At 70.0% G+C, this 18,957-nt stretch carries 21 protein-coding genes and 1 pseudogene; 9 read left to right on the forward strand and 13 right to left on the reverse strand.

The annotated features are described in order from the left end of the window. Positions 1 to 28: 28 nt before the first annotated feature. On the reverse strand, positions 29 to 1,543 hold the full coding sequence (locus tag ACZ7L0_RS19380; protein ID WP_471243697.1) for an APC family permease: 1,515 nt from the start codon (positions 1,541 to 1,543) through the stop codon (positions 29 to 31). A gap of 161 nt (positions 1,544 to 1,704) precedes the next feature. Further along, positions 1,705 to 2,406, reverse strand: coding sequence for a DUF6882 domain-containing protein (locus ACZ7L0_RS19385; RefSeq protein ID WP_471243698.1), 702 nt, complete (start codon positions 2,404 to 2,406; stop codon positions 1,705 to 1,707). Between the two features lie 93 nt (positions 2,407 to 2,499). On the opposite strand from ACZ7L0_RS19385, the gene ACZ7L0_RS19390 reads away from it, so the two are divergent. Further along, positions 2,500 to 3,033 (forward strand): GNAT family N-acetyltransferase, encoded by a 534-nt coding sequence (locus tag ACZ7L0_RS19390; RefSeq protein WP_471243699.1) that lies wholly within the window; start codon positions 2,500 to 2,502, stop codon positions 3,031 to 3,033. A 27-nt stretch (positions 3,034 to 3,060) separates the two neighbouring features. Here ACZ7L0_RS19390 and ACZ7L0_RS19395 read toward each other — a convergent pair whose 3' ends face one another. After that, a complete protein-coding gene (locus ACZ7L0_RS19395) occupies positions 3,061 to 3,507 on the reverse strand; it encodes a hypothetical protein (protein WP_471243700.1) in 447 nt (148 codons plus the stop codon). 108 nt (positions 3,508 to 3,615) lie between these two features. On the opposite strand from ACZ7L0_RS19395, the gene ACZ7L0_RS19400 reads away from it, so the two are divergent. The 3 genes from ACZ7L0_RS19400 (at position 3,616) to ACZ7L0_RS19410 (ending at position 6,348) form a co-directional block, all read left to right on the forward strand. Further along, on the forward strand, positions 3,616 to 4,170 hold the full coding sequence (locus ACZ7L0_RS19400; protein WP_471243701.1) for an AAA family ATPase: 555 nt from the start codon (positions 3,616 to 3,618) through the stop codon (positions 4,168 to 4,170). An 88-nt stretch (positions 4,171 to 4,258) separates the two neighbouring features. Then, complete coding sequence (locus ACZ7L0_RS19405; protein WP_471243702.1) at positions 4,259 to 5,458, forward strand: NAD(P)/FAD-dependent oxidoreductase; 1,200 nt, start codon at positions 4,259 to 4,261, stop codon at positions 5,456 to 5,458. Further along, positions 5,455 to 6,348 (forward strand): RNA polymerase sigma-70 factor, encoded by an 894-nt coding sequence (locus ACZ7L0_RS19410; RefSeq protein ID WP_471243703.1) that lies wholly within the window; start codon positions 5,455 to 5,457, stop codon positions 6,346 to 6,348. Before ACZ7L0_RS19405 ends, ACZ7L0_RS19410 begins: the two co-directional genes overlap by 4 nt. Here the strand turns inward: ACZ7L0_RS19410 and ACZ7L0_RS19415 are convergent. Beyond that, a complete protein-coding gene (locus ACZ7L0_RS19415) occupies positions 6,338 to 7,108 on the reverse strand; it encodes a dienelactone hydrolase family protein (RefSeq protein WP_471243704.1) in 771 nt (256 codons plus the stop codon). The two genes, ACZ7L0_RS19410 and ACZ7L0_RS19415, sit on opposite strands and share 11 nt — an antisense overlap. A 110-nt stretch (positions 7,109 to 7,218) precedes the next feature. On the opposite strand from ACZ7L0_RS19415, the gene ACZ7L0_RS19420 reads away from it, so the two are divergent. Then, the gene (locus ACZ7L0_RS19420) at positions 7,219 to 7,701 is read left to right on the forward strand and encodes a MarR family winged helix-turn-helix transcriptional regulator (protein WP_471243705.1); all 483 of its coding nucleotides are present in this window, start codon (positions 7,219 to 7,221) and stop codon (positions 7,699 to 7,701) included. Between the two features lie 104 nt (positions 7,702 to 7,805). On the opposite strand, the gene ACZ7L0_RS19425 is transcribed toward ACZ7L0_RS19420, so the two are convergent. Continuing rightward, a complete protein-coding gene (locus ACZ7L0_RS19425; RefSeq protein ID WP_471243706.1) occupies positions 7,806 to 8,471 on the reverse strand; it encodes a TetR/AcrR family transcriptional regulator in 666 nt (221 codons plus the stop codon). 57 nt (positions 8,472 to 8,528) lie between these two features. On the opposite strand from ACZ7L0_RS19425, the gene ACZ7L0_RS19430 reads away from it, so the two are divergent. Both ACZ7L0_RS19430 and ACZ7L0_RS19435 read left to right on the forward strand, forming a co-directional pair. Beyond that, positions 8,529 to 9,977, forward strand: coding sequence for an MFS transporter (locus ACZ7L0_RS19430; RefSeq protein WP_471243707.1), 1,449 nt, complete (start codon positions 8,529 to 8,531; stop codon positions 9,975 to 9,977). Next, positions 9,974 to 10,369, forward strand: a complete 396-nt coding sequence (locus ACZ7L0_RS19435; RefSeq protein ID WP_471243708.1) for a cupin — start codon at positions 9,974 to 9,976, stop codon at positions 10,367 to 10,369. The genes ACZ7L0_RS19430 and ACZ7L0_RS19435 overlap by 4 nt, the downstream gene beginning before the upstream one ends. A 60-nt stretch (positions 10,370 to 10,429) precedes the next feature. Here the strand turns inward: ACZ7L0_RS19435 and ACZ7L0_RS19440 are convergent. Further along, positions 10,430 to 10,906, reverse strand: a pseudogene (locus ACZ7L0_RS19440) (ATP-binding cassette domain-containing protein); the annotation flags it as partial. Here ACZ7L0_RS19440 and ACZ7L0_RS19445 point away from each other — a divergent pair. Next, complete coding sequence (locus ACZ7L0_RS19445; RefSeq protein WP_471243709.1) at positions 10,887 to 11,321, forward strand: nitronate monooxygenase family protein; 435 nt, start codon at positions 10,887 to 10,889, stop codon at positions 11,319 to 11,321. The pseudogene ACZ7L0_RS19440 and the gene ACZ7L0_RS19445 sit on opposite strands and share 20 nt — an antisense overlap. Before the next feature lie 153 nt (positions 11,322 to 11,474). On the opposite strand, the gene ACZ7L0_RS19450 is transcribed toward ACZ7L0_RS19445, so the two are convergent. Both ACZ7L0_RS19450 and ACZ7L0_RS19455 read right to left on the reverse strand, forming a co-directional pair. Beyond that, positions 11,475 to 11,675 carry a type II toxin-antitoxin system VapB family antitoxin gene (locus ACZ7L0_RS19450; protein WP_471243710.1) on the reverse strand — a complete coding sequence of 67 codons (201 nt, stop codon included), beginning with the start codon at positions 11,673 to 11,675 and terminating at the stop codon, positions 11,475 to 11,477. A gap of 88 nt (positions 11,676 to 11,763) precedes the next feature. Beyond that, positions 11,764 to 12,243 (reverse strand): MarR family winged helix-turn-helix transcriptional regulator, encoded by a 480-nt coding sequence (locus ACZ7L0_RS19455; RefSeq protein WP_471243711.1) that lies wholly within the window; start codon positions 12,241 to 12,243, stop codon positions 11,764 to 11,766. A gap of 126 nt (positions 12,244 to 12,369) precedes the next feature. On the opposite strand from ACZ7L0_RS19455, the gene ACZ7L0_RS19460 reads away from it, so the two are divergent. Beyond that, positions 12,370 to 13,848 (forward strand): MFS transporter, encoded by a 1,479-nt coding sequence (locus ACZ7L0_RS19460; protein WP_471243712.1) that lies wholly within the window; start codon positions 12,370 to 12,372, stop codon positions 13,846 to 13,848. Positions 13,849 to 13,940: 92 nt separating this feature from the next. On the opposite strand, the gene ppk2 is transcribed toward ACZ7L0_RS19460, so the two are convergent. From ppk2 to ACZ7L0_RS19485, 5 genes are all read right to left on the reverse strand, one after another. Continuing rightward, on the reverse strand, positions 13,941 to 14,933 hold the full coding sequence (ppk2, locus tag ACZ7L0_RS19465) for a polyphosphate kinase 2 (RefSeq protein ID WP_471243995.1): 993 nt from the start codon (positions 14,931 to 14,933) through the stop codon (positions 13,941 to 13,943). Positions 14,934 to 15,018: 85 nt separating this feature from the next. Continuing rightward, positions 15,019 to 15,555 carry a cysteine hydrolase family protein gene (locus tag ACZ7L0_RS19470; protein ID WP_471243713.1) on the reverse strand — a complete coding sequence of 179 codons (537 nt, stop codon included), beginning with the start codon at positions 15,553 to 15,555 and terminating at the stop codon, positions 15,019 to 15,021. A gap of 128 nt (positions 15,556 to 15,683) precedes the next feature. Beyond that, the gene (locus ACZ7L0_RS19475) at positions 15,684 to 16,961 is read right to left on the reverse strand and encodes an ABC transporter substrate-binding protein (RefSeq protein ID WP_471243714.1); all 1,278 of its coding nucleotides are present in this window, start codon (positions 16,959 to 16,961) and stop codon (positions 15,684 to 15,686) included. Positions 16,962 to 16,966: 5 nt separating this feature from the next. Then, positions 16,967 to 18,076, reverse strand: coding sequence for a branched-chain amino acid ABC transporter permease (locus ACZ7L0_RS19480; protein WP_471243715.1), 1,110 nt, complete (start codon positions 18,074 to 18,076; stop codon positions 16,967 to 16,969). After that, positions 18,073 to 18,954, reverse strand: a complete 882-nt coding sequence (locus ACZ7L0_RS19485) for a branched-chain amino acid ABC transporter permease (protein WP_471243716.1) — start codon at positions 18,952 to 18,954, stop codon at positions 18,073 to 18,075. Before ACZ7L0_RS19485 ends, ACZ7L0_RS19480 begins: the two co-directional genes overlap by 4 nt. Between the last annotated feature and the right edge of the window lie 3 nt (positions 18,955 to 18,957).

Genomic DNA, 18,957 nt, shown 5'->3' on the forward strand with positions numbered 1-18,957 from the left:
GGGCGGCGCGGAACGGGCGGGCGGCGTGCTAGTCCTTGGCGGCGGGTGAGGTGCGGGTCGGCTTGCCCAGGGCCCAGAAGAGCACGCCGAGGAGCATGAAACCGGCGAGCGGGACGGCCTCCGTCAGCAGGTACTTCCAGCGCTCGCCGTGACTCCAGCCGTCCGGTGCGTAGTCCGAGCCGAACCAGTGGTCACCGAGTCCCGGGGCGACCAGCTGCACACTGGCGAACAGGACGAGCAGGGTGAGCACCACGCTGATGGTGCGGGGGAGGGGGGCCCTGTACGGGCGGGGGACGTCCGGGGCCTTGCGGCGCAGTACCGCGAGCGCCGGGAAGATGCCCAGGTAGCTGACGAGGGTGGTGGAGACGGCGAGGCCGAGGACGGCCCCGAAGAGTTTGGCGGCGCTGCCGTCGGTCAGCTCGTGGGCCAGGACCAGGACGACGGTGGAGACCACCCCGCTGAGGACGTTGACCCGTACCGGGGTGCCGAACCGGCTGGAGATGACGCCGAGGAACCGGGGCGCCGCGCCGTCGTAGCCGGAGACGGCGAGGGCGCGGTCGGAGCCCATGACCCAGGTGACGCCGGAGGACAGCACCGTGAGGATGAACAGGAGCGCGGCGAGGTCCCCGAGCAGGCTGCCGGCGCCGCTGAGGGTGGCCGTGCCGTCGGCGGCGACATGGCCGCCGTACACGGTGAAGACCTGCCGGATCGCGTCGATGAATCCGCCGAGCCCCGATATCGCCTTGACCGGCAGAACCAGCAGGATGCCGAGGATCGGCAGCGCGTACAGGAGGACGGCGAGGGCGGCGCTGCGGAAGATGGCGAAGGGCACGTCCTTCTGGGCGTCGGTCATCTCGTCGCCGGCGGTGTTGGGCAGCTCGAATCCGACGTAGTTGAACATCAGCACGGGCACCAGGCCGACGAAGCCCGCGTACGTCGGGGAGAAGTCCGCGATCCCGAATCCGTGCAGGCCGTGCTTGGCGCCGTAGACCACGACGGTGACGGTGAACAGGCCGAGCAGGACGAAACGGCTCCAGGCGCCGATGGTGGGAATCCACTTGCCGATGTCGAAGGAGAGGATCGCGGCGAGCACGCCCACCCAGACGAACACGAGGGTGAAGGCGTAGAAGGCCGGGGTGCTCAGGTCCTTCCCGTCGTTGAAGAAGGTGGTGTAGGCCGTGACGGCGGAAACGGAGAGGGTGCCGCCGAGCCACACCGGATTGGTGATCCAGTACAGGAAGTTGTTGACGGCACCGGCGAGGCGTCCGAAGGCCCGGCTGGTCCAGATGTAGGGGCCGCCCTCGTCCGGGAACGCGGCCCCGAGTTCGGCGGTCAGCAGCGCGGAGGGCACGAAGAACACGAAGGCGAGGACGATGAGCCAGGTGAATGCCTCGGCGCCGGACGAGGCCACCGTGCCGATGGTGTCCACCCCGACGATGGTGCAGAGGAGGAAGAAGAGGATGTCGAAGCGGCCGAAGTGCTTGCGCAGCTTCTGCCGCTCGGCCTGGGCTGCCGCCGGCGGGCCGGCCGGCTCTGAGGTCATCTGGCCAGCGGCCACCGGGGGCTCCTGCGGGCTCGGGGTACGAGTGAGATTCGGCCAATGATCTGCCGCCGCCGCGAAGTCCCACAAGCGTTCATGTACAAGTTTTGACCATCAGGCCGCCCTGTTCGGCTTCACCGACGCACACGAGCACGCGGACGCGGTCAGCGCCGCGCTCCCGGCATGGCCTTGACCTCCACGTTCGCGATCCGGCCGGCGGCGTCGAAGGCGACCTCGACCGCGCTGCCGCCGCCCAGGTCGGCGACGATCCGCTCGCCCTCGACCCGCTGGGGTATGCCGTGGTGATCGAAGTACCCGCCGACGACGTGCCGGGCCGAACACCCGATCAAGGCCGCTCCGTTGAGGAGCGTGCGCGGCAGCGCGACCGGGTCCGGGCCGACGCGTGGAACCTGCTTGTCCTCGGGCATGAAGTAGACCTGCGTGGCCGGTCCTGCCGGAACGCCGAGGTACCCGGGCGCCCCGGCCACCCCCATCCCGGTGAAGGCGAGCATCTCCGCCGCGCGCCGCGGGTCGTCGAAGCCGGACAGACGCACGATCCCGTCGGTCAGCTCGCTGATGCCGTGCGTCCGCCCGTATCGCTCGACCGCGCCCGTCAGGGCAACCACCTCGCTGCCCTGCAGCCCCGGGTTCGCCCAACCCCACATCCAGGACTGCTCGTCCATGTCGTAGGTCCCCAGCACGGCCACGCGCAGCTCCAGGTCGCCCTGCCGGTACCGGCAGGAGGACAGGTCGGCGTTCCACGGCCCCTCGGGCAGGAACGCGGTCAGGGCTTCGAGCTGGGCCGCGCCCCAGGCGGCATGCCGTTCGGCCTCCAGGAGGAACGCAGCGCTGAATTCGGTCACCATGCCCCGACCCTATGGCGCCGACGCGATCACACGTCAACCAGGGCTCTCCGCTTCTCAGTTGTCCGGAGCCGGTACGGCCAAGATCATGGCGAGATGACCGACGACTTCTCTTCCACATCGCCGACCGTGGTGCGGCTCCCGGACTACACGAGGGCCCAGCAGACCGAAATCCTCGGCGACAGTGCCGATCCGTTCGGTGTCGCGGACGCCGGGCTGACATGGCTGCCCAAGAAGGAGCATTTCGGCATCAGGTACAAGACCCGCCTCGTCGCGCACGCCGGTCTGCTGCGGCTGCCCCTCTCGATCGGCGGGGTCGGCACCGAGGTCGTGGGTGTCGGCGGGGTGGCTGTCGCTCCCGATCTGCGGGGACAGGGACTGGCACGGGCGGTCGTATCGGCGGCTCTGGACCACGCCCGGACGATGGGACCGCGGCACGGGCTGCTCTTCTGCCGACCGCCCCTCGTCCCGCTCTACCAGCGACTCGGCTGGCGAACCGTCGAGCAGGACGTGCACGTCCAGCAACCGGGAGGAACCGTCGTCATGCCGCTGCGGACGATGTGGACGCCACTGCGCGACGGCGCGGACTGGCCCGCCGGAGCGGTACACCTGCTCTCCCTCCCCATGTGATCGGTGCCCCGGTGAGTGCCGTCCCCCTCACCCCCGGCCGCTCAGACGCCGGGCGAGCCCGCTGCGCAGCCGGTTGGAAGCTCCGCGAAGGTCTCCGAGCTCCCTCACTTCGTCCACGTCGAGTTCCACCCGGCCTGCCAGAGCGAGCACAGCGGCATAGGGACGTTCTCCCTCCGCGAGCTTGGCTGCCGTGGCGGCGAGGACAGCTCTGAGCACGGCGCGGTCCGCTCGGGGGTGTGTCGACAACAGGTGAAGGAGCTTGTTGTCGTTCCACACGCTGTCGCGGACCGCGCTCAGTTCCACAAGGGCCTCGGGCGGGGTGTGGGGATTGGCGGCCAGCGCCTGCCAGACGAACGGGTACGGGCATCGCACGAGACGATGCAGAACAGCACCGTCGCTCTCAGCACGAGCCGGTTCGAGGTAGTCGGCAGGCGTGCGCATCCGGACAGCCCCCAAGATCGTCGAAACCGCCATACTGCCATGGTCCGGCCCACCAGGGAGTGGAGAGCGGGGTCGGCGGACAGCGCGGGGTGGATCGATATCGGATCGCGTGAGGTGGTCGCCCGCTGGCACGCTGCCTCCATGGAAGACGCGGAGGTACTTCTCATCGGCGGTCGGGCCGGTGTGGGCAAGACGACGGTGGGGTGGGAGGTCTCGGCGCTGCTGCGAGCGGCGGCGGTCTCCCACGCGGTCATCGAGGGTGACTTCATGGGGCAGGTGCATCCGGCACCGGAGGGCGACCCCGACCGCTCGGAGATCACCGAGAGCAACCTGACCGCGGTGTGGGCGAACTACGCCCAGCGCGGCTACCGCCGTCTGATCTATACGAACACGGTGAGCGTGCTGCCCGAGGCGACGGGCATGTTTCAGCGCGCCATGGGGGCCGGGGCGCGGATCGTACGGGTCCTGCTCACCGCATCCGATACCACCGCCCGCGAGCGGCTGGTGGGCCGGGAACTAGGCTCGGAGCTGGAGAAGGAGCTGCGAGGCAGCCTCCGCAAGGCACGGCTCCTGGAGCAGCGGGTCCCCGAAGGGACCGTGCGAGTGGTGACCGACGGACGTCCTGTCGTGGACATCGCGCGGGAGGTGGTGGCCGCCACCGGCTGGATCGGGCGTCACTCCGCCTGCGGATCGTGATCGGATTCCGAGGTCTTCTGTCCTGTGGGGGTGACGTGCGTCACGTCGCATCGTGTCACGTCCCGGCGGTCACCGGTGTCTTGAGGGCATGACTGAACACAGCAACCCCAGCAAAGTCGTGGTCATCGGCGGTGGTTACGCCGGAACGCTCGCGGCCAACCGTCTGCGGACGCGCGCCGACGTCGACATCACTCTGGTCAATCCCCGCCCGCGGTTCGTCGAACGCATCCGGCTGCACCAGTTCGTGGCCCGTACCGGCAACGCAACGATTGACTACGGCACGCTGCTCGGCGAGGGCATCCAGCTGCTCGTCGACAGCGCCACGCGCATCGACACCGCCACCCGCACCGTGCGGCTGGCGTCGGGCCACGCCCTGGACTACGACTACGTCATCTACGCGGTCGGCAGCACCGCGGCGACACCGCCATCGGTGCCTGGCGCGGCCGAATGCGCTGTGCCCATCGCCGAGTTCGAGTCCGCGCAGCGGCTGCGCGCCAGGCTGGAGGAACTGCCCCTCGACGCTCCGGTCACCGTGGTCGGCGGCGGACTCACCGGCATCGAGACGGCCGCCGAACTGGCCGAGCAAGGACGCACGGTCACGCTGGTGCGCGGCCGGACCCTGGCGCCCTCCCTGAGTGCGCCGGGGCGCCGATACGTCACCAAGTGGCTGACCCGGCACGGTGTCGCCGTGCTTGAGGGCGTGGTGACCGAGGTCCGGCCGGATGCGGTCGTCCTTGCCGACGGTTCTGCCGGCGGTGCGGTGCGTCCGAGCGCGCTGACCATCTGGGCGGCGGGCTTCGGTGTGCCGAAGCTGGCGGCGGCGAGCGGGCTGCGTACCGACACGCTCGGTCGGCTGCTCACCGACGAGACGCTGACCAGCGTCGACGACGACCGCGTCATCGCGGCGGGCGACGCCGCCGCGCCGTCGGGCCGGCCGCTGCGGATGAGCGGCTACGCAGCCGGGCCGCTCGGGGCACGGGCGGCCGACACCGTGCTGAGCCGCATCGCGGGGACCGAACCGGCGGTGATCGACCTGGCCTTCACGGGGGCGTGCGTCAGCCTCGGCCGACGCGCCGCCGTCCGACAGCTCGCCCGCAAGGACGACACCGCGGTGAACGTCTACATCGGCGGCCGCCTGGGCGCCGCGATCAAGGAGGTGACCTGCAAGTTCGTAGTGTCGAAGAGGATCTGCCGGGAGGCCCGCGACCCGGGTTCGATGGGCTGGCCCAAGGGCGGCCCGCGTCCCGCGCGGCCGACCTCCGCCGCACAGGAGGTCACCTCCCCGTGAGCACCGACGAGCACGCCGAGCGGTTCACCCTGTTGCGGCCGCTGCTGTTCACGATCGTCTACGAGATCCTCGGCTCGGCAACCGAATCCGACGACGTGCTGCAGGACAGCTACCTACGGTGGGCCGACGTCGACCTCGCGACGGTGCGGGACACCAAATCGTACCTGGCGCAGCTGGTGACCCGTCAGGCGCTCAACACACTGCGGGCGGGTGCGCGCCGTCGCGAGGACTACATCGGCCCGTGGCTGCCCGAACCGCTGCTGCTCGACGAGAACGACGCGTCGGCCGACGTGGTGCTCGCCGAGTCGGTGTCGATGGCGATGCTCGTGCTGCTCGAAACACTCACCCCCGATGAGCGTGCGGTGTTCGTGCTGCGCGAGGTGTTCGGCTTCGACTACGACGACATCGCCGTGGCGGTGGCCAAGTCCGCGGTGACGGTGCGCCAGGTGGCGCACCGCGCCCGCGAGCACGTGCGGGCGCGGCGTAAGCGCTTCGAGCCCGTCGACGCGGCCAAGACCGCGCGGATCACCGAACAGTTCATGACCGCGGCGGCCACCGGCGACCTGGAGGGGCTGCTCTCGCTGCTCGCACCGGACGCCACCTGGACCGCGGACGGCGGCGGCAAGACCACCGCGGCGCGTCGGCCGGTGGTGGGGGCGGAGCAGGTGGCCGCGGTTCTCATGCGCATCTTCCGCATGGGACGGCTGGCGGACCCGCGGATCAAGGTGGTCAACTGCAACAACACGCCCGCGATGGTGGTCTGCAGCGGCGACCACCCGGAAGGCGTCTTCCTGGTCGAGATCATCGACGGGAAGATCACCAGCGTCTACGCCATCCGCAACCCGGACAAGCTCGTCGCGGTGGCGGTCCCGCGTCGGATCAGCCGGTGAGGCGATCGGAAGGCCGAGTGGTCAGGGTGCGGCCGAGGAGGGGGAGCAGGCGGTCCCAATGGCGCTGCAGTCCTGAGGGGTTGAAGGCGTCGGTGTCGGACATGGTGAAGCCGTGGACGGTGCCGGGATAGATCTCGCAGGTGTAGCCGACACCTGCGGTGTCCAGGGCCTGGGTGAGCTCGCTGATGGCCTCGGACGACATGTCGTTTCCGGAGAGGCCGAGGTGGACTTCGGCGGTGAGCTCGGGGATGAGGCGGTGCGGGCTGTCGGGCGCGTCGGTGACCAGGAAGCCTGGATGGAATCCGGCCACGGCGGCCACCCGGTCGGGGTGGGCGGCCGCGGTGCGCATCGCCCAGGGGCCGCCCATGCAGTAGCCGATCGCGGCGACCGGTCCGGCGCTGACCTCGGGCCGGGTGGTGAGGAACCTGAGGTAGGCGTCGGCGTCGCGCAGGACGCGTTCGGTGGTCTGCGCCTCGATCCAGGGCATCAACTGGGCGATGACCGCGGGCCGGATCTCTTCTCCGATGTGCTCGGGAAGTTCGATCATCGGTGCCGGACCGTGCCGGTAGTAGAGGTTGGGGACGAGCACGTAGTACCCGTGCCCGGCCAGTTCGCGGGCCCTCTCCTCCAGTTCGGGCCGCACGCCGAAGGCGTCGCTGTACAGCAGCACCCCCGGGTGCCGCTCGCCACGGTCGGGGAAGGCGGCGAAAGCGTCGGCCTGGCCGTCGGTGGTGGGGATCTGCAGTGTCTTGGTGGGCAAGAGCTTCCTTCCTTGGGGTTCGCTCGGTAAACGTTCGTCGCACTAACGTTTTAGGCATGACTGAACGTATATCGTTAGTCGGACTAACGCAATGGATTAGGATGGGCGCCATGATCAGAGCCGAAGCCGAGGACGTACCCGACGACGGCGTGCTCAAGACGCCCGACAGGCTGCGCCGACGTGCGAGCCGACTCTTGTCGCAGCTGACCATGCGGTCGGACCGGCTGATCAGCGAAGGGCTGGCGAGGGCCGACGCCCGCAAGTGGCACTACGCCGTGCTCGCCTCACTGCAGGAGTACGGGCCGGGCAGCCAGGCGGAGCTGAGCAGGCGCTCCGGCATCTACCGCAGCGACATGGTCGGCGTGCTCAACGAACTGGTCGAGCGTGACCTCGTCGAGCGGGCACCGGATCCCGGCGACCGGCGCCGCAACATCATCACGATCTCCACCCGGGGCCGCCGCCACCTGCGCCTCCTCGACAAGGTCCTGGACGACCTCCACGACGAACTGCTCGCACCGCTCAGTCCGGCCGAACGCGACCAACTCGTGCGGTTCCTCACCCGCTTGCTGGACCACCACACCCAGACCTCCTGAGCCGCGTCCCCTGATTGACTGTGCGGCGTGACCGATATGATCAGTCACCCGCTGCATTCGGTGGCCCTGCTCTCGGTGGACCTGGACGCGGCCCTGTTGACCCGTCAGCGAGTGACGAGGCCGTCCACCATGGCTCGTAGCCCGTCCAGGTAGGTGTCTTCCGCGGTCAGGGGCGCCCAGTCGGCCGCGACCTGCGCCAAGCGGGGAAACTCGTCCGGGTCGAGTTCGGCGAAGACCTGTTCCCGATAGGTGGCACGGTCATCGTCCGCGCGCCGCCGGGCCGCTGTCGTCCGGATCACGATCTCTCCGGCGGTGTAGTACCAGATCGCGCGGTAACCGTGCACGGCCCGCTCGGGGGGCAGCCCGCATTCGACCAGGCCGTCCACGATCTGCTCGACGAACCACAGTGCGGACGTCGACATCAGGTCGTCGGCGGTCAGTACCTCCACGATCCAGGGGCAGGCGGCGAGTGCCTCGTGGATCGCGGCGGCGGCGACGACGATCCGCTCGCGAGGGTGGGCGGGTAGTTCGGGTCGGCGCAGCGTCCGCGCGGCGTAGTCGTCCAGCAGCAGGAGGAGCAGTTCCTCCTTGTTGCGGACGTGGTGGTAGAGCGCCATCGGGGTGCTGCCGATCTCCGTGGCCAGCCGTCGCATGGTCAGCCGGTCCACGCCTTCCTCGGCCACGAGCCGACGGGCCGTGTCGACGACCTCCTCGCGGGAGATGCGAGGAGGCCGGCCGAGGGTCTTGCGCGGTGCGGACGGTTGCGGCATGCCTCCATCATCCCCCAGGTGTCGACAACGACGCTCCCCTGACGCTACTTTCCTTACATGTATAAAAACTCACGAGGGCGCCCTGGCGTGGTGCTGGCGGCGGCTGCCGTCGCCCAGTTCGTCGTCGCCCTGGACATGTCGGTGGTCAACGTCGCACTGCCCGCGATCCACACCGCGCTGGGATTCGCGCCGCTCGACTTATCGTGGGTCGTACACGTCTACGCGCTCACCTTCGGCGGGTTTCTGCTGCTGGGGGGCCGCGCTTGCGACCTGTACGGCCACCGTCGGCTGCTCGTACTGGGCTTGACCGTCTTCGGGGTGTGCTCACTGGTGGGCGGGCTGGCCCAGGCACCCTGGCAGTTGATCGCCGCCCGGGCCGGTCAGGGCCTGGGGGCCGCCGCGGCCACCCCGGCCGCGCTGGCGATGCTCACCACCACGTTCACCGAGGGCCCGCGACGCGTGCGCGCGCTCGGGGTGTGGAGCGGGGTGAACGCCGCCGGGGGAGCGCTGGGGGTGCTGGCGGGTGGGCTGCTGACCGAGTACGCGGGTTGGCGCTGGGTGATGCTGATCAATCTGCCCGTCGTCGCGGTGGCTCTCGCGCTGGTTCACGCAGGCGTGCCCGCCGCAGCACGCCCCACCCGGCGCGAGAGGCCGGACGTGCTCGGCGCCGTCCTGGCGACCGGCGGAGTCGGGCTGCTGGTGTTCGGTGTCGTCCGCACCGACACCCAAGGGTGGGGCTCACCGGCCACGTTGTTGATCCTCGGCGCCGCGGCCACGCTCCTGGCCGCCTTCGTTCTCGCCGAATCCAGGGCCACCGCACCGCTGTTGCGCCTCGGCCTGCTGCGCAGCCGCTGGGTCGCCGGCGCCAACCTGCTGGTGTTCTTCTCCACGGCCGGGCAGTTCGCGGCGTTCTACTTCGTGTCCCTGTACATGCAGCAGGTTCTCGGCATGGGCGCCGCGGCGACCGGCGCCGCGTTCCTGCCTTTCTCCGTGAGCCTGGTCGCGGGCACCCTCGTCGCGACCCGCGTCACCGCGGCCCGCACCCCCCGTGCCGCGCTGGTGCCCGGCGCCCTGCTGGCCGCCGCGGGCCTGGCCTGGTTCGCCTTCATCAGTCCCGACGGCGGCTTCCTCACGGACGTGCTCGGCCCCTGCGTCATCACCGGAGTCGGCGTCGGACTGGTCATAGCCCCGATCGTCGCCGCCGCGACCACCGGCATCGCCCCCCGCGAGGCCGGTATGGCCTCCGGCCTCATGAACAGCTCCCGCCAACTCGGCGGCTGCATCGGCCTGGCCGCCCTGGCCACCGTCGCCGCGCACCGCACCGGCACGGCCACCGGCCCCACCGCGCTCAACGACGGCTACGCCCTGGGGCTGGCCGTCGCCGCCGCCCTCTTCCTGCTCGCGGCGGTCGTGGCGATCGGCGTGCTGCCCCGACGCCGGGCTACCCCACCCGTCCCGCGACCCGCCGCCCTCGCGGAGAACCGACTGGAAGGAACGCCGTCATGACGACGACACCCATCGACCTGTTCGCCTCAGCGCTGCAGTTCCACCCCGGCGGCGCCGTCCGGGCCGCCGAGCGGCAGATGACGAGCGGTGACCGCGGTGCCTGGCAGATCGCGACCTTCCATGTGGAGACCGACGCCGATGTCCACGCCGACCACTGGGAGATGCACCCGGCGGCCGAAGAGGCGGTGTGCTGCCTGACCGGCGGGGTCCGCCTCCACTTCCGCCCCACCGAGCCCGGCGGCTCCGAGGACGTGGTGCGGTTGGATGCGGGCACCGCCGTGATCGTTCCCCGCGGCCGCTGGCACCGCCTGGAACTGAACGCCCCCAGCGACCTGATGTCGATCACCCTTCGCCACGGCACCCGCCTCGAAAAGCGCACCGGGACCCGCTGACCGCATCGTGGCCCGGCATACCCGCTGCCGGGCCACCGCGCTCTCTTCTTCGGCCGTGGTTCAGGGGGTCCCTTCCGGAGAGGTCGCCACGGGCGCGGTGAGGTCCTTCTCCTGGGGGAGTTCCTCCACGTCGACGCCTCGGACTTGGGCGAGTTCGTGTTTGAGGGCCGCGAGTTCGGCGCCGCCGGCCATGTGGTTGGTGAGTTCTTCGAGGCTGACCTCGGTGCGGTCGGCGGAGAGTTCGAGGGTGCCCAGGCGCAGGACGCTGAAGTGGTCGCCGACCATGTAGGCGTGGTGGGGGTTGTGGGTGATGAAGATGACGCCGAGGCCGCGGTCGCGGGCGACGGCGATGTACTTCAGCACCACACCGGACTGTTTGACGCCCAGGGCGGCGGTGGGCTCGTCCAGGATGAGGACGCGGGCGCCGAAGTAGACGGCGCGGGCGATGGCCACACACTGGCCCTGGCCGCCGGAGAGGGTGCCGATGGGCTGTTCGAGGTCGTCGAGGACAATGGCCATGTTGCGCAGTTCCTCGTCCGGGAAGGCCCTGGGGGCCGCAGGAGCGGTCATCGGCACCCGCTTCCAGGCCACGGCCGAAGCCCTGGTCCACCCGTCGATCGCCACCGCGCTCGTCGAGGGACGCGGTCAGGACACCGGGCGCAACCGCGTACTCGACATCGCCCGCGGCTCGAGCCGGCCCTCCCGGTACACCGCTCGCACTCTGGGCCATCGCTACCTCGACCGATGGCGGGGCCGGGAAGCGGAACTCGCCGCGGACGCGCGGGCCCAGCGGGACTACCAGGACGACGTGGCACGGGGCGAGGTGCCGCCGCTGCCGGTATGGACCGGAGAGGCCGTCGACCTCATCACCGATCGGCCACCCGCGGCCGGTCTCGTCACCGCCCTGGCCGGACAGGCCGAGGACGCCCTGTCCCGCGCGGGAAGACACTGACCGCGACACCCGCCCCGCCCGGCGCGGCCATCAGGCAGGGGATGCCTTGTCCGTCGTATGCGGGCAGTAGGTCGACACCCGGGTCGTACTGCCGTCGTCCTCTGTGATGTTCCGGACGTGTTCGAAACCGATCTTGTCCAGCACCACTGGGTATCAGCCTTGCGGCTCCTGTGGCTTGACGTCGACCTCGCGCAGACTCCGGTCCTTGAGCTCGGTGCGGGCCTCCGTGCGGTGGCCGCGGGCGATGTAGTCCCGCACCACCGCCTCGACCGCGTCCTGGGGCGAGCCGATCCCTGCCAGGACCATCACTTCCACTACCAGTTCGGCGTCCAGACTGATGTTGACCTTGGCCACGGGCCGCTCCCCTCGTCGCGTCGCACCCGCACTTTAGCCGCAAGCCGGTCTGCTCTCGGCATGCTCCTGGGAATGGACGGCCGCCCGGTCAGTCTCCCGTTGCCGGACGTGTAGTGCGGGGCCGTGGGCGCGTCCCGGCCAGGCCGGTCTCCACGGCGGTGAGCAGGGTGAGGGCGGCGTCGAGGTGTTCGGTGTCATGGTGGGCGGCCTCGGCGACGGCAGTGGCCCATTCCCGGCGGACGAGGGCGTAGTTAGCGCGTCCGCGTTCGGTGGTGTGCACGGTGACCCCGCGTCCGTCACCCGGGTCGGCGCGTCGCTCGACGAGGCCCTTGCGCTCCAGGCCGCCCAGGACGGTGGAGAGGTTGGTGCGCTGCAGCCCGGTCGCGGCGGCGATGCGGCTCGGCGGGGCCGCGGACTCGCGCTGCAGGTAGCGCATCACCATGCCCTCGGACGGTGAGAGCGGCACCGCCCGCTCGTCGGTGTAGCCGCGGAACTGGATCTCCCGGCTGATGATCAGCACGAGGTCGGCCAGTTCGGCCCATCGCTGCTCGTGGTCCGGTCCTGCCATCGGGTCCTCCATCACGGCTCCAGGGTACGGGGTTGCCGGGAAGTAGTTATAGGCACATACTCATTATGAGTTCATAGTTATGAGTTCATAACATCAAACCATCGCATCAACCTTCTGAGAGCTGTCATGACGACGACTACTTCCTCCCGGCGCGCCGGAACACGTGCACTCTCGCCCCATGCCGCGGCCCGCGCGGGCGGGCTGCACCCCGTCGGGGTGTTCATCCTGCTGGCCGGCGCGTTCATGCCGATCGTGGACTTCTTCATCACCAACGTGGCTCTGCCCAGCATCGACGCCTCGCTCCACGCCACGGCATCGTCCCTGGAGTTGGTGATCGCCGGATACGGCGTCGCGTACGCCACCCTGCTCGTCCTTGGCGGACGACTGGGCGACCGTTACGGACGCCGTCGGGTCTTCCTCGGGGCGCTCGTGGGCTTCGTGCTGGCCTCGTTGGCCTGTGGTGTCGCCCCGAGCGTGGACGCGCTGATCGCGGCCCGCATCGTCCAGGGCGCCACCGCCGCCCTGCTCATTCCGCAGGTGCTGGCGACCTTCCACCACGTCCTCGCGGGAGAGCGCAAGGCCCGTGCCGTGGCCCTCTACGGGGCGACCTCCGGCATCGCCGCCGTGGTCGGGCAGTTGGTGGGCGGCCTGCTGGTCGGCGCCGACATCGCCGGCACCTCCTGGCGGCCGATCTTCCTGGTCAACGTACCCGTGGGCGTGATGGTGCTGTTCGTGGCGGCCCGGATCGTGCCCGAGACCCGCTCGCGCCATCCGGTCGGCATCGACCTCCCCGGCACCGTGCTGTTCGCCGCCACCCTGACCGCCCTGCTGGGGCCGCTGAGCGAGGGACACTCCCTGGGCTGGCCCTGGTGGACCTGGCTGCTGCTCGCCGTCGCGGTCGTCCTGGGGGCCGTCACCTACGTCGTGGAGAAGCGCACCGAGCAGCGCGGCGAGGTCCCGCTGCTGCCGCCGTCCCTGCTGCGCCTGCCGTCGATGGCCCGCGGACTGGCCATGGTGTTCGCCTTCAGCATCGGCTTCGGCGCGTTCATGTTCGTCTTCGCCCTGACCGTCCAGAACGGACTGCACGCCGACGCCCTGCACAGCGGGCTGGCGATCCTGCCGATGGCCCTGCTCTTCTTCGCCGGTTCACTGGTCGCGCCCCGCCTGATCACCCGGTTCGGCCGGGCCGCGCTCTCGGCCGGCGCCGTCGTCCAACTCGCCGGACTGGTCTGCCTGGTGATGGTTCTGCTCCGGAACTGGCCGCACGTCAGCCTGTGGGCGATGGCCGTCCCGCTGGCCCTGGCCGGTGCCGGTCAGTCGATGCTGTTCGCCGGTCTGTTCCGCAGCGTGCTCGCCGACGTTCCCACCCATCTGGCCGGTATCGGCAGCGGGGTGCTGATCACCTTGCAGCAGAGCGGACTGGCGCTGGGCGTGGCCACCCTCGGCACGCTCTATCTGGCCTTGGCGCCGCACGACGTCGCCCACGCGTTCGCCGGGGTCGAGTACGCGCAGATGGGCATCGTCGCCCTGCTCGCGGTCGGCGCCGCCGCCCTGCCGCGCTTCACCAAGGCCGCGCCCGCCGCCACTGCGGTCGTCGACGCCTGAACCCGCCGCCCCACGAGCGCGCACGTTCCCGGGTCTCGCGGGGCCCTACGCCACGATGCTCCTTGGAGCGTCCGGGCCCGGGCCACGGCCGTTCATCGCTCGCTGCCCTGCCCGTCCGGATGGAGTCCCGGCCCGCTGCGGAGCCCGGCCAGGGGGGTGGGGGAGAGGTCGGTGGGCTCCTCACCGGCTTCGAGCAGGGTGTCCGCGGCGCCGACGATCAACGGGTCGGGCTTGCCGACGACCGCGTGGTCCTTCGCCGGATAGTCGCAGCGGTCGAGGAGACTGCGCATGGCTTCGAGCCGGCCCCGTCGTTTGTCGTTGTTCTTCACGACAGTCCATGGAGCGTGCGCGGTGTCCGTGGCGCGGAACATCTCGACCTTGGCGGCGGTGTAGTCGTCCCACCGGTCCAGGGAGGCGAGGTCGGTGGGCGACAGTTTCCAGCGGCGGACCGGATCGACCTGGCGGATCGCGAACCGGGTCCGCTGTTCGGCCCGGGAGACCGAGAACCAGAACTTCACCAGCAGGATGCCGTCGCTGGTCAGCAGCCGTTCGAACAGCGGCGCCTGCTCCAGGAACTGCCGGTACTCGGCCTCCGTGCAAAAACCCATCACGCGCTCGACGCCCGCCCGGTTGTACCAGGAGCGGTCGAAGAACACGATCTCCCCACGGCCCGGCAGATGCGCCACGTACCGCTGGAAGTACCACTGCCCGGCCTCGTGCTCGGTCGGCTTTTCCAGGGCCACCACCCGGGCGCCGCGCGGGTTGAGGCGCTCGGTGAACCGCTGGATGGTGCCGCCCTTCCCCGCCGCGTCCCGGCCTTCGCAGATGACCGCGATCCGCTGACCGGTCTCCTTCGCCCAGCGCTGCATCTTCAGCAGTTCGATCTGCAGGAGCCGCTTCGTCCTGTCGTACTCGGCCCGGCTGACCTTGCGGCGGTACGGGTAGTTCTCCTGCCAGGTTTCTATGGGGCTTCCGTCGGCGTTGAGCAGCAGCGGCCTCTCCGGCCGCCGCTGGTCGACGTGAAGACCTTCGAGCAGACCGGCGTCGCCATCACCGTCGCCGTCACCCTCGTGTGCCCGCTCCATGCCCTCGTGCTCGGAAACCACGTCACTCCCGTCCTGTCCACCGACCCGCCACCGTTCCCGGCGCCGGGTCGGGCCGTCGTACCGCTCATGCCCACAGTTCCCGGCTTTCGCACAGACGCACGCCCATGTTGCACTCCATCATCCGCAGTGCCGCGTCCGCGAGGTCCGCGTGAATGTGCGCCACGGCGTCACGGGGAACGACGACCTCGAAGTGCCTTATGTGTGCGTCGAGGGACGAATAGAGCACACACTGCTCCGTCACCTGGCCGCACAGCACGAGCCGGTCGATCCCCTGCTGATGGAGCAGGTACGCCAGCGGTGTCTCGTAGAAGATCGAATGTCGGGCCTTGAGGACGAAGAGAGACGACTCATCCGGCTTCAGCGGCTCGACGAGCTTCGCGTGCGGCCCCGACAGGGCATGGTCGAGGACCTCGCCGTGGTGCGAGCGCCACTCGCCGAAGTTGTCGTTGACGTAGATGACGGGTACGTCACTCCGCCGAGCGCGCTCGATCAGGCCGGTCAGCGCCGGTACCACGGACTTCACCGAGGGAATCAGCAGCTCGGCGTCCTTGTGATCGTACGTGTTGATCATGTCGATGACGATCAGTGCGGTCTTGCTCATGCCGCCAGGGTTCCCACGGGCCGGCCTTCCAGTAACTCGTCCGCGTCACCGGTTCACCCGTTGGCGTCGGGCTCGGACGAGGATCGGCCGGCCCGCTCCCACCGCCGTGCGGAGCGGGCCCCGACGCCTCAGTGGGTGATCGGGCCGAACTCCTTGCGCGTGTCCACCGGTTCGCCGAAGAGCGACCATCGCTCGCCCTTGAACCGCATCAGCCGCATCGTCTCGATCGGGAAGGCGTCATCGGGCCCGGTGGCCAGGGTGACGCCGGGCAGCAGCATGCCCGCCTTGACCTCCTTGAGGTTGCGCACCGCGTCCCGCAGGCCCTCCCTGGTCGGGCACTTCATCGCGGCGAGGGCCCGGTGCAGGCTGGAGGCGACGGCCCAGCCGTAGGCGTTGAACTGGTTGGCGGGGTCGGCGTCCGGCGCGTACTTCCGCATCGCCTTGCGGTAGGCCTTCATCTCCGGGTCGTCGGCCCACTGCGGATCGGCGGGGTCCTTGAAGTAGGTGGCCGAGACCACGCCCTGGACGTTCTTGAACCCGACCGGCTTGAGCACGGCGGCGGACGAGGACACGTTGTTCACGATGTGCAGCGGGTTCCACTTGGTGTTCCTCGCGTCGGCGGCGAGGGCCTGGCTGCCGAACTTCGGCGTGGTGACGTTCAGCAGCACGTCGGCCTTGGAGCGGGCGAGGTTGGCCATCTGCGCGGAGACGGACGGGTCGGTGACCTCGTAGCTCTCCTTGGCGACCACCTTGATGCCGCTGCCGGCGACGGCCTTCGCGAACCCGCCGAGCAGGTCCTTGCCGAAGTCGTCGTTCTGGTAGAGGACCGCGACCTTCGCCTTCGGCCTGCTGTCCTTGAGGTACTTGGCGTACACCCGGGCCTCGGCCACGTAGTTGGGCTGCCAGCCGGTCGTCCAGGGGTGCTCGTCGTCCGTACCCCAGACGGAGGCGCCCGTGGCGACGAAGGGCTGTGGCACCTTCTGCTTGTTGAGGTAGTCCCACACGGCCGCCGTGGAAGGCGTGCCCAGGGTCTGGAAGACGGCGAAGACCTTCTCCCGCTCGACCAGTCTTCTGGCCTCCTCCACGGCCTTGGGCGGCTGGTAGCCGTCGTCGCGGACGATGAACTCGACCTTGCGGCCGTCGATACCGCCCTTGTCGTTGACGTACTTGAAGTAGGCGTCCACGCCCTCGCTGATGGTGCCGTACGCGGAGGCAGGTCCCGACAGCGGGTAGATCCCGCCCAGCTTGATGGTCTTGTCGGTGATGCCGGTGGTCTGCTGGCCCTTGCAGGCGCCGCCGGCGGTGGTGCCCTTGTCCTCCTGCCCTCGCTGGGTGGCACAGGCCGTGGCGGTGAGCAGGGCCGCGGTCGCGACCGCGGCCGCCCGCAGAGCGGTCTTGTTGCGCATGCGATTCATTCCTTTTCCGTGCGGGGCGATGCGCCCACGGTTTCGGCACCGAGCGGTGCGGGATCCGCGAGAGTCGCGGAGGGTTCGGGCTCGAGGGTCTGTGTCCGGTCCGGAGTGGTGGTGCGGGCGAGACGACGGGCGGCTGCGCCGCGGACGCGGCCCACCAGACCGGCGAGTCCCGCCGGGGCCACGTACATCACCGCGATGATCAGCAGTCCGAAGACCACACCGGGGGCGGCCTCGCTGAGGTCCTGCGCCACGTTCGGCACGTACATCACGAACGCCGCTCCCAGCAGTGGTCCGTACAGCGACGCCAGTCCTCCCACCACCAGACCGGCCAGCAGTGTGATGGACAGGACGAAGCTGAAGGAATCGGGGGAGACGAAGCCGATCACCCACGTGTACAGGCAGCCGGCGACACCCGCGAACATCCCGCTCCAGGCGAAGGCGAGGGTCTTGTGCAGCGACAGCCGCACCCCCATCACCTCCGCCGCACTCTCGTGGTCCCGGACGGCGAGCAGCGCACGACCGACCCGGGACCGCAGCAGATTGCGGGCGACCAGCAGTGCCACGGCGGTGACGGCGAGGACGAGGAAGTACAGCCACTGGTCCTCGGCCAGTCCGCTCCAGGCAGGCGGCTGCGGTTTGTCCACGGTCAGGCCCATGGAGCCGCCCGTCACCGGTTCGAGCCGCTTGAGCAGCAGCGGCAGGAACACCGCGAAGGAGAGGGTGACCAGGGCGAGATACAGCCCGCGCAGCCGCAATGCGGGCACGCCGAAGCCCAGGCCGAGCAGGAAGCAACCGGCGGCGGCCACCGGTAGCGTGGCCAGGTGACCGGTGTCGAACCGGTCGAGCATGACCGCCGCCGTGTAGGCCCCGGCGGCGAAGAACGCGCCGTGCCCCAGGGAGATCTGCCCGCCGTGTCCGACCAGCAGGTTCAGGCCGGCGAGCGCCACCGCGTACAGCAGCACCATGGTCAGCTGGAAGACCTGGAAAGGGGCGAAGTAGAACGGTGCGGCGACGGCTGCGGCTGTCGCGGCCAGTGCGGTGAGGGCCACCCGCAGCCGCCTGGCGCGGACGTCGTCGGCGCGGAGAATCCCGGTGCTCGTGCTCATGCGCGCTCCACCGCCGCCCGTCCGAACAGGCCCTGGGGCCGCACCAGCAGCACCACCAGGATGATCACCAGCGGAACGCCGATCTTGAGGTCGGCGCCGACGGCGTCCACGTACGCCCCCGACAGCGTCTCGGCGACGCCCACCAGCAGACCGCCGACGACCGCGCCGACCGGGCTGTCGAAGCCGCCGAGAGTCGCCGCGGCGAACGCGTAGATGAGGACGCCGCCCATCATGTTGGGTTCCAGGAACAGCAGCGGGGCGACGAGTACGCCCGACAACGCGCCGACCGTCGCGGCCAGGCCCCAGCCGAACATCAGGACCCTGCCCACGCGGATGCCCGAGAGACGGGCGGAGGTGGGATTGGCGGCGACCGCCCGCATCACCAGGCCGACCGAGGTGTGCTGGAACAGCAGGTACAGCAGCCCCATCACGGCGGCCACCACACCGATGATCCCGAGCGTGGACCAGCCGACGCTCACCCCCGCCAGGTCGATACCGCCGTCGGGGAACGGCTGCGGGAAGTCCTTGACGGTGAACGACCAGATCAGGCCGGCCACCGCGTTGACGAAGATGAACAGGCCCACCGTGACGATGACGAGGGTCAGTTCGGGGGCGCCCTCCACGGGCCGGATGACCACCCGCTCCACCAGCATGCCGCCGACGAAGGACACCGCCAGGGTGACCGGCAGCGCCAGCCAGAACGGCATGCCCGACGCCATCAACTGCCATGCCACGTAGGTGGAGAGCATCGCGAGCTCACCCTGCGCGAAATTGACGATTCCGGTGAACCGGTGAATCAGCACCAGGGCGAGTGCCAGGCTGGCGTACACCGCGCCCGCACCGACGCCCTCGACCACCTGCTGGAGAAGTTCGATCACGAC

The sequence above is a fragment of the Streptomyces sp. NPDC039424 genome (assembly GCF_055639495.1).

Coding starts and splice junctions, on each gene's coding strand:
- ACZ7L0_RS19380 (WP_471243697.1), bottom strand. CDS start 1,543: ATGACCTCAGAGCCGGCCGGCCCGCCGGCGGCAGCCCAGGCCGAGCGG.
- ACZ7L0_RS19385 (WP_471243698.1), bottom strand. CDS start 2,406: ATGGTGACCGAATTCAGCGCTGCGTTCCTCCTGGAGGCCGAACGGCAT.
- ACZ7L0_RS19390 (WP_471243699.1), top strand. CDS start 2,500: ATGACCGACGACTTCTCTTCCACATCGCCGACCGTGGTGCGGCTCCCG.
- ACZ7L0_RS19395 (WP_471243700.1), bottom strand. CDS start 3,507: ATGGCGGTTTCGACGATCTTGGGGGCTGTCCGGATGCGCACGCCTGCC.
- ACZ7L0_RS19400 (WP_471243701.1), top strand. CDS start 3,616: ATGGAAGACGCGGAGGTACTTCTCATCGGCGGTCGGGCCGGTGTGGGC.
- ACZ7L0_RS19405 (WP_471243702.1), top strand. CDS start 4,259: ATGACTGAACACAGCAACCCCAGCAAAGTCGTGGTCATCGGCGGTGGT.
- ACZ7L0_RS19420 (WP_471243705.1), top strand. CDS start 7,219: ATGATCAGAGCCGAAGCCGAGGACGTACCCGACGACGGCGTGCTCAAG.
- ACZ7L0_RS19425 (WP_471243706.1), bottom strand. CDS start 8,471: ATGCCGCAACCGTCCGCACCGCGCAAGACCCTCGGCCGGCCTCCTCGC.
- ACZ7L0_RS19430 (WP_471243707.1), top strand. CDS start 8,529: ATGTATAAAAACTCACGAGGGCGCCCTGGCGTGGTGCTGGCGGCGGCT.
- ACZ7L0_RS19435 (WP_471243708.1), top strand. CDS start 9,974: ATGACGACGACACCCATCGACCTGTTCGCCTCAGCGCTGCAGTTCCAC.
- ACZ7L0_RS19445 (WP_471243709.1), top strand. CDS start 10,887: ATGTTGCGCAGTTCCTCGTCCGGGAAGGCCCTGGGGGCCGCAGGAGCG.
- ACZ7L0_RS19455 (WP_471243711.1), bottom strand. CDS start 12,243: ATGGCAGGACCGGACCACGAGCAGCGATGGGCCGAACTGGCCGACCTC.
- ACZ7L0_RS19460 (WP_471243712.1), top strand. CDS start 12,370: ATGACGACGACTACTTCCTCCCGGCGCGCCGGAACACGTGCACTCTCG.
- ppk2 (WP_471243995.1), bottom strand. CDS start 14,933: ATGGAGCGGGCACACGAGGGTGACGGCGACGGTGATGGCGACGCCGGT.
- ACZ7L0_RS19470 (WP_471243713.1), bottom strand. CDS start 15,555: ATGAGCAAGACCGCACTGATCGTCATCGACATGATCAACACGTACGAT.
- ACZ7L0_RS19475 (WP_471243714.1), bottom strand. CDS start 16,961: ATGCGCAACAAGACCGCTCTGCGGGCGGCCGCGGTCGCGACCGCGGCC.
- ACZ7L0_RS19480 (WP_471243715.1), bottom strand. CDS start 18,076: ATGAGCACGAGCACCGGGATTCTCCGCGCCGACGACGTCCGCGCCAGG.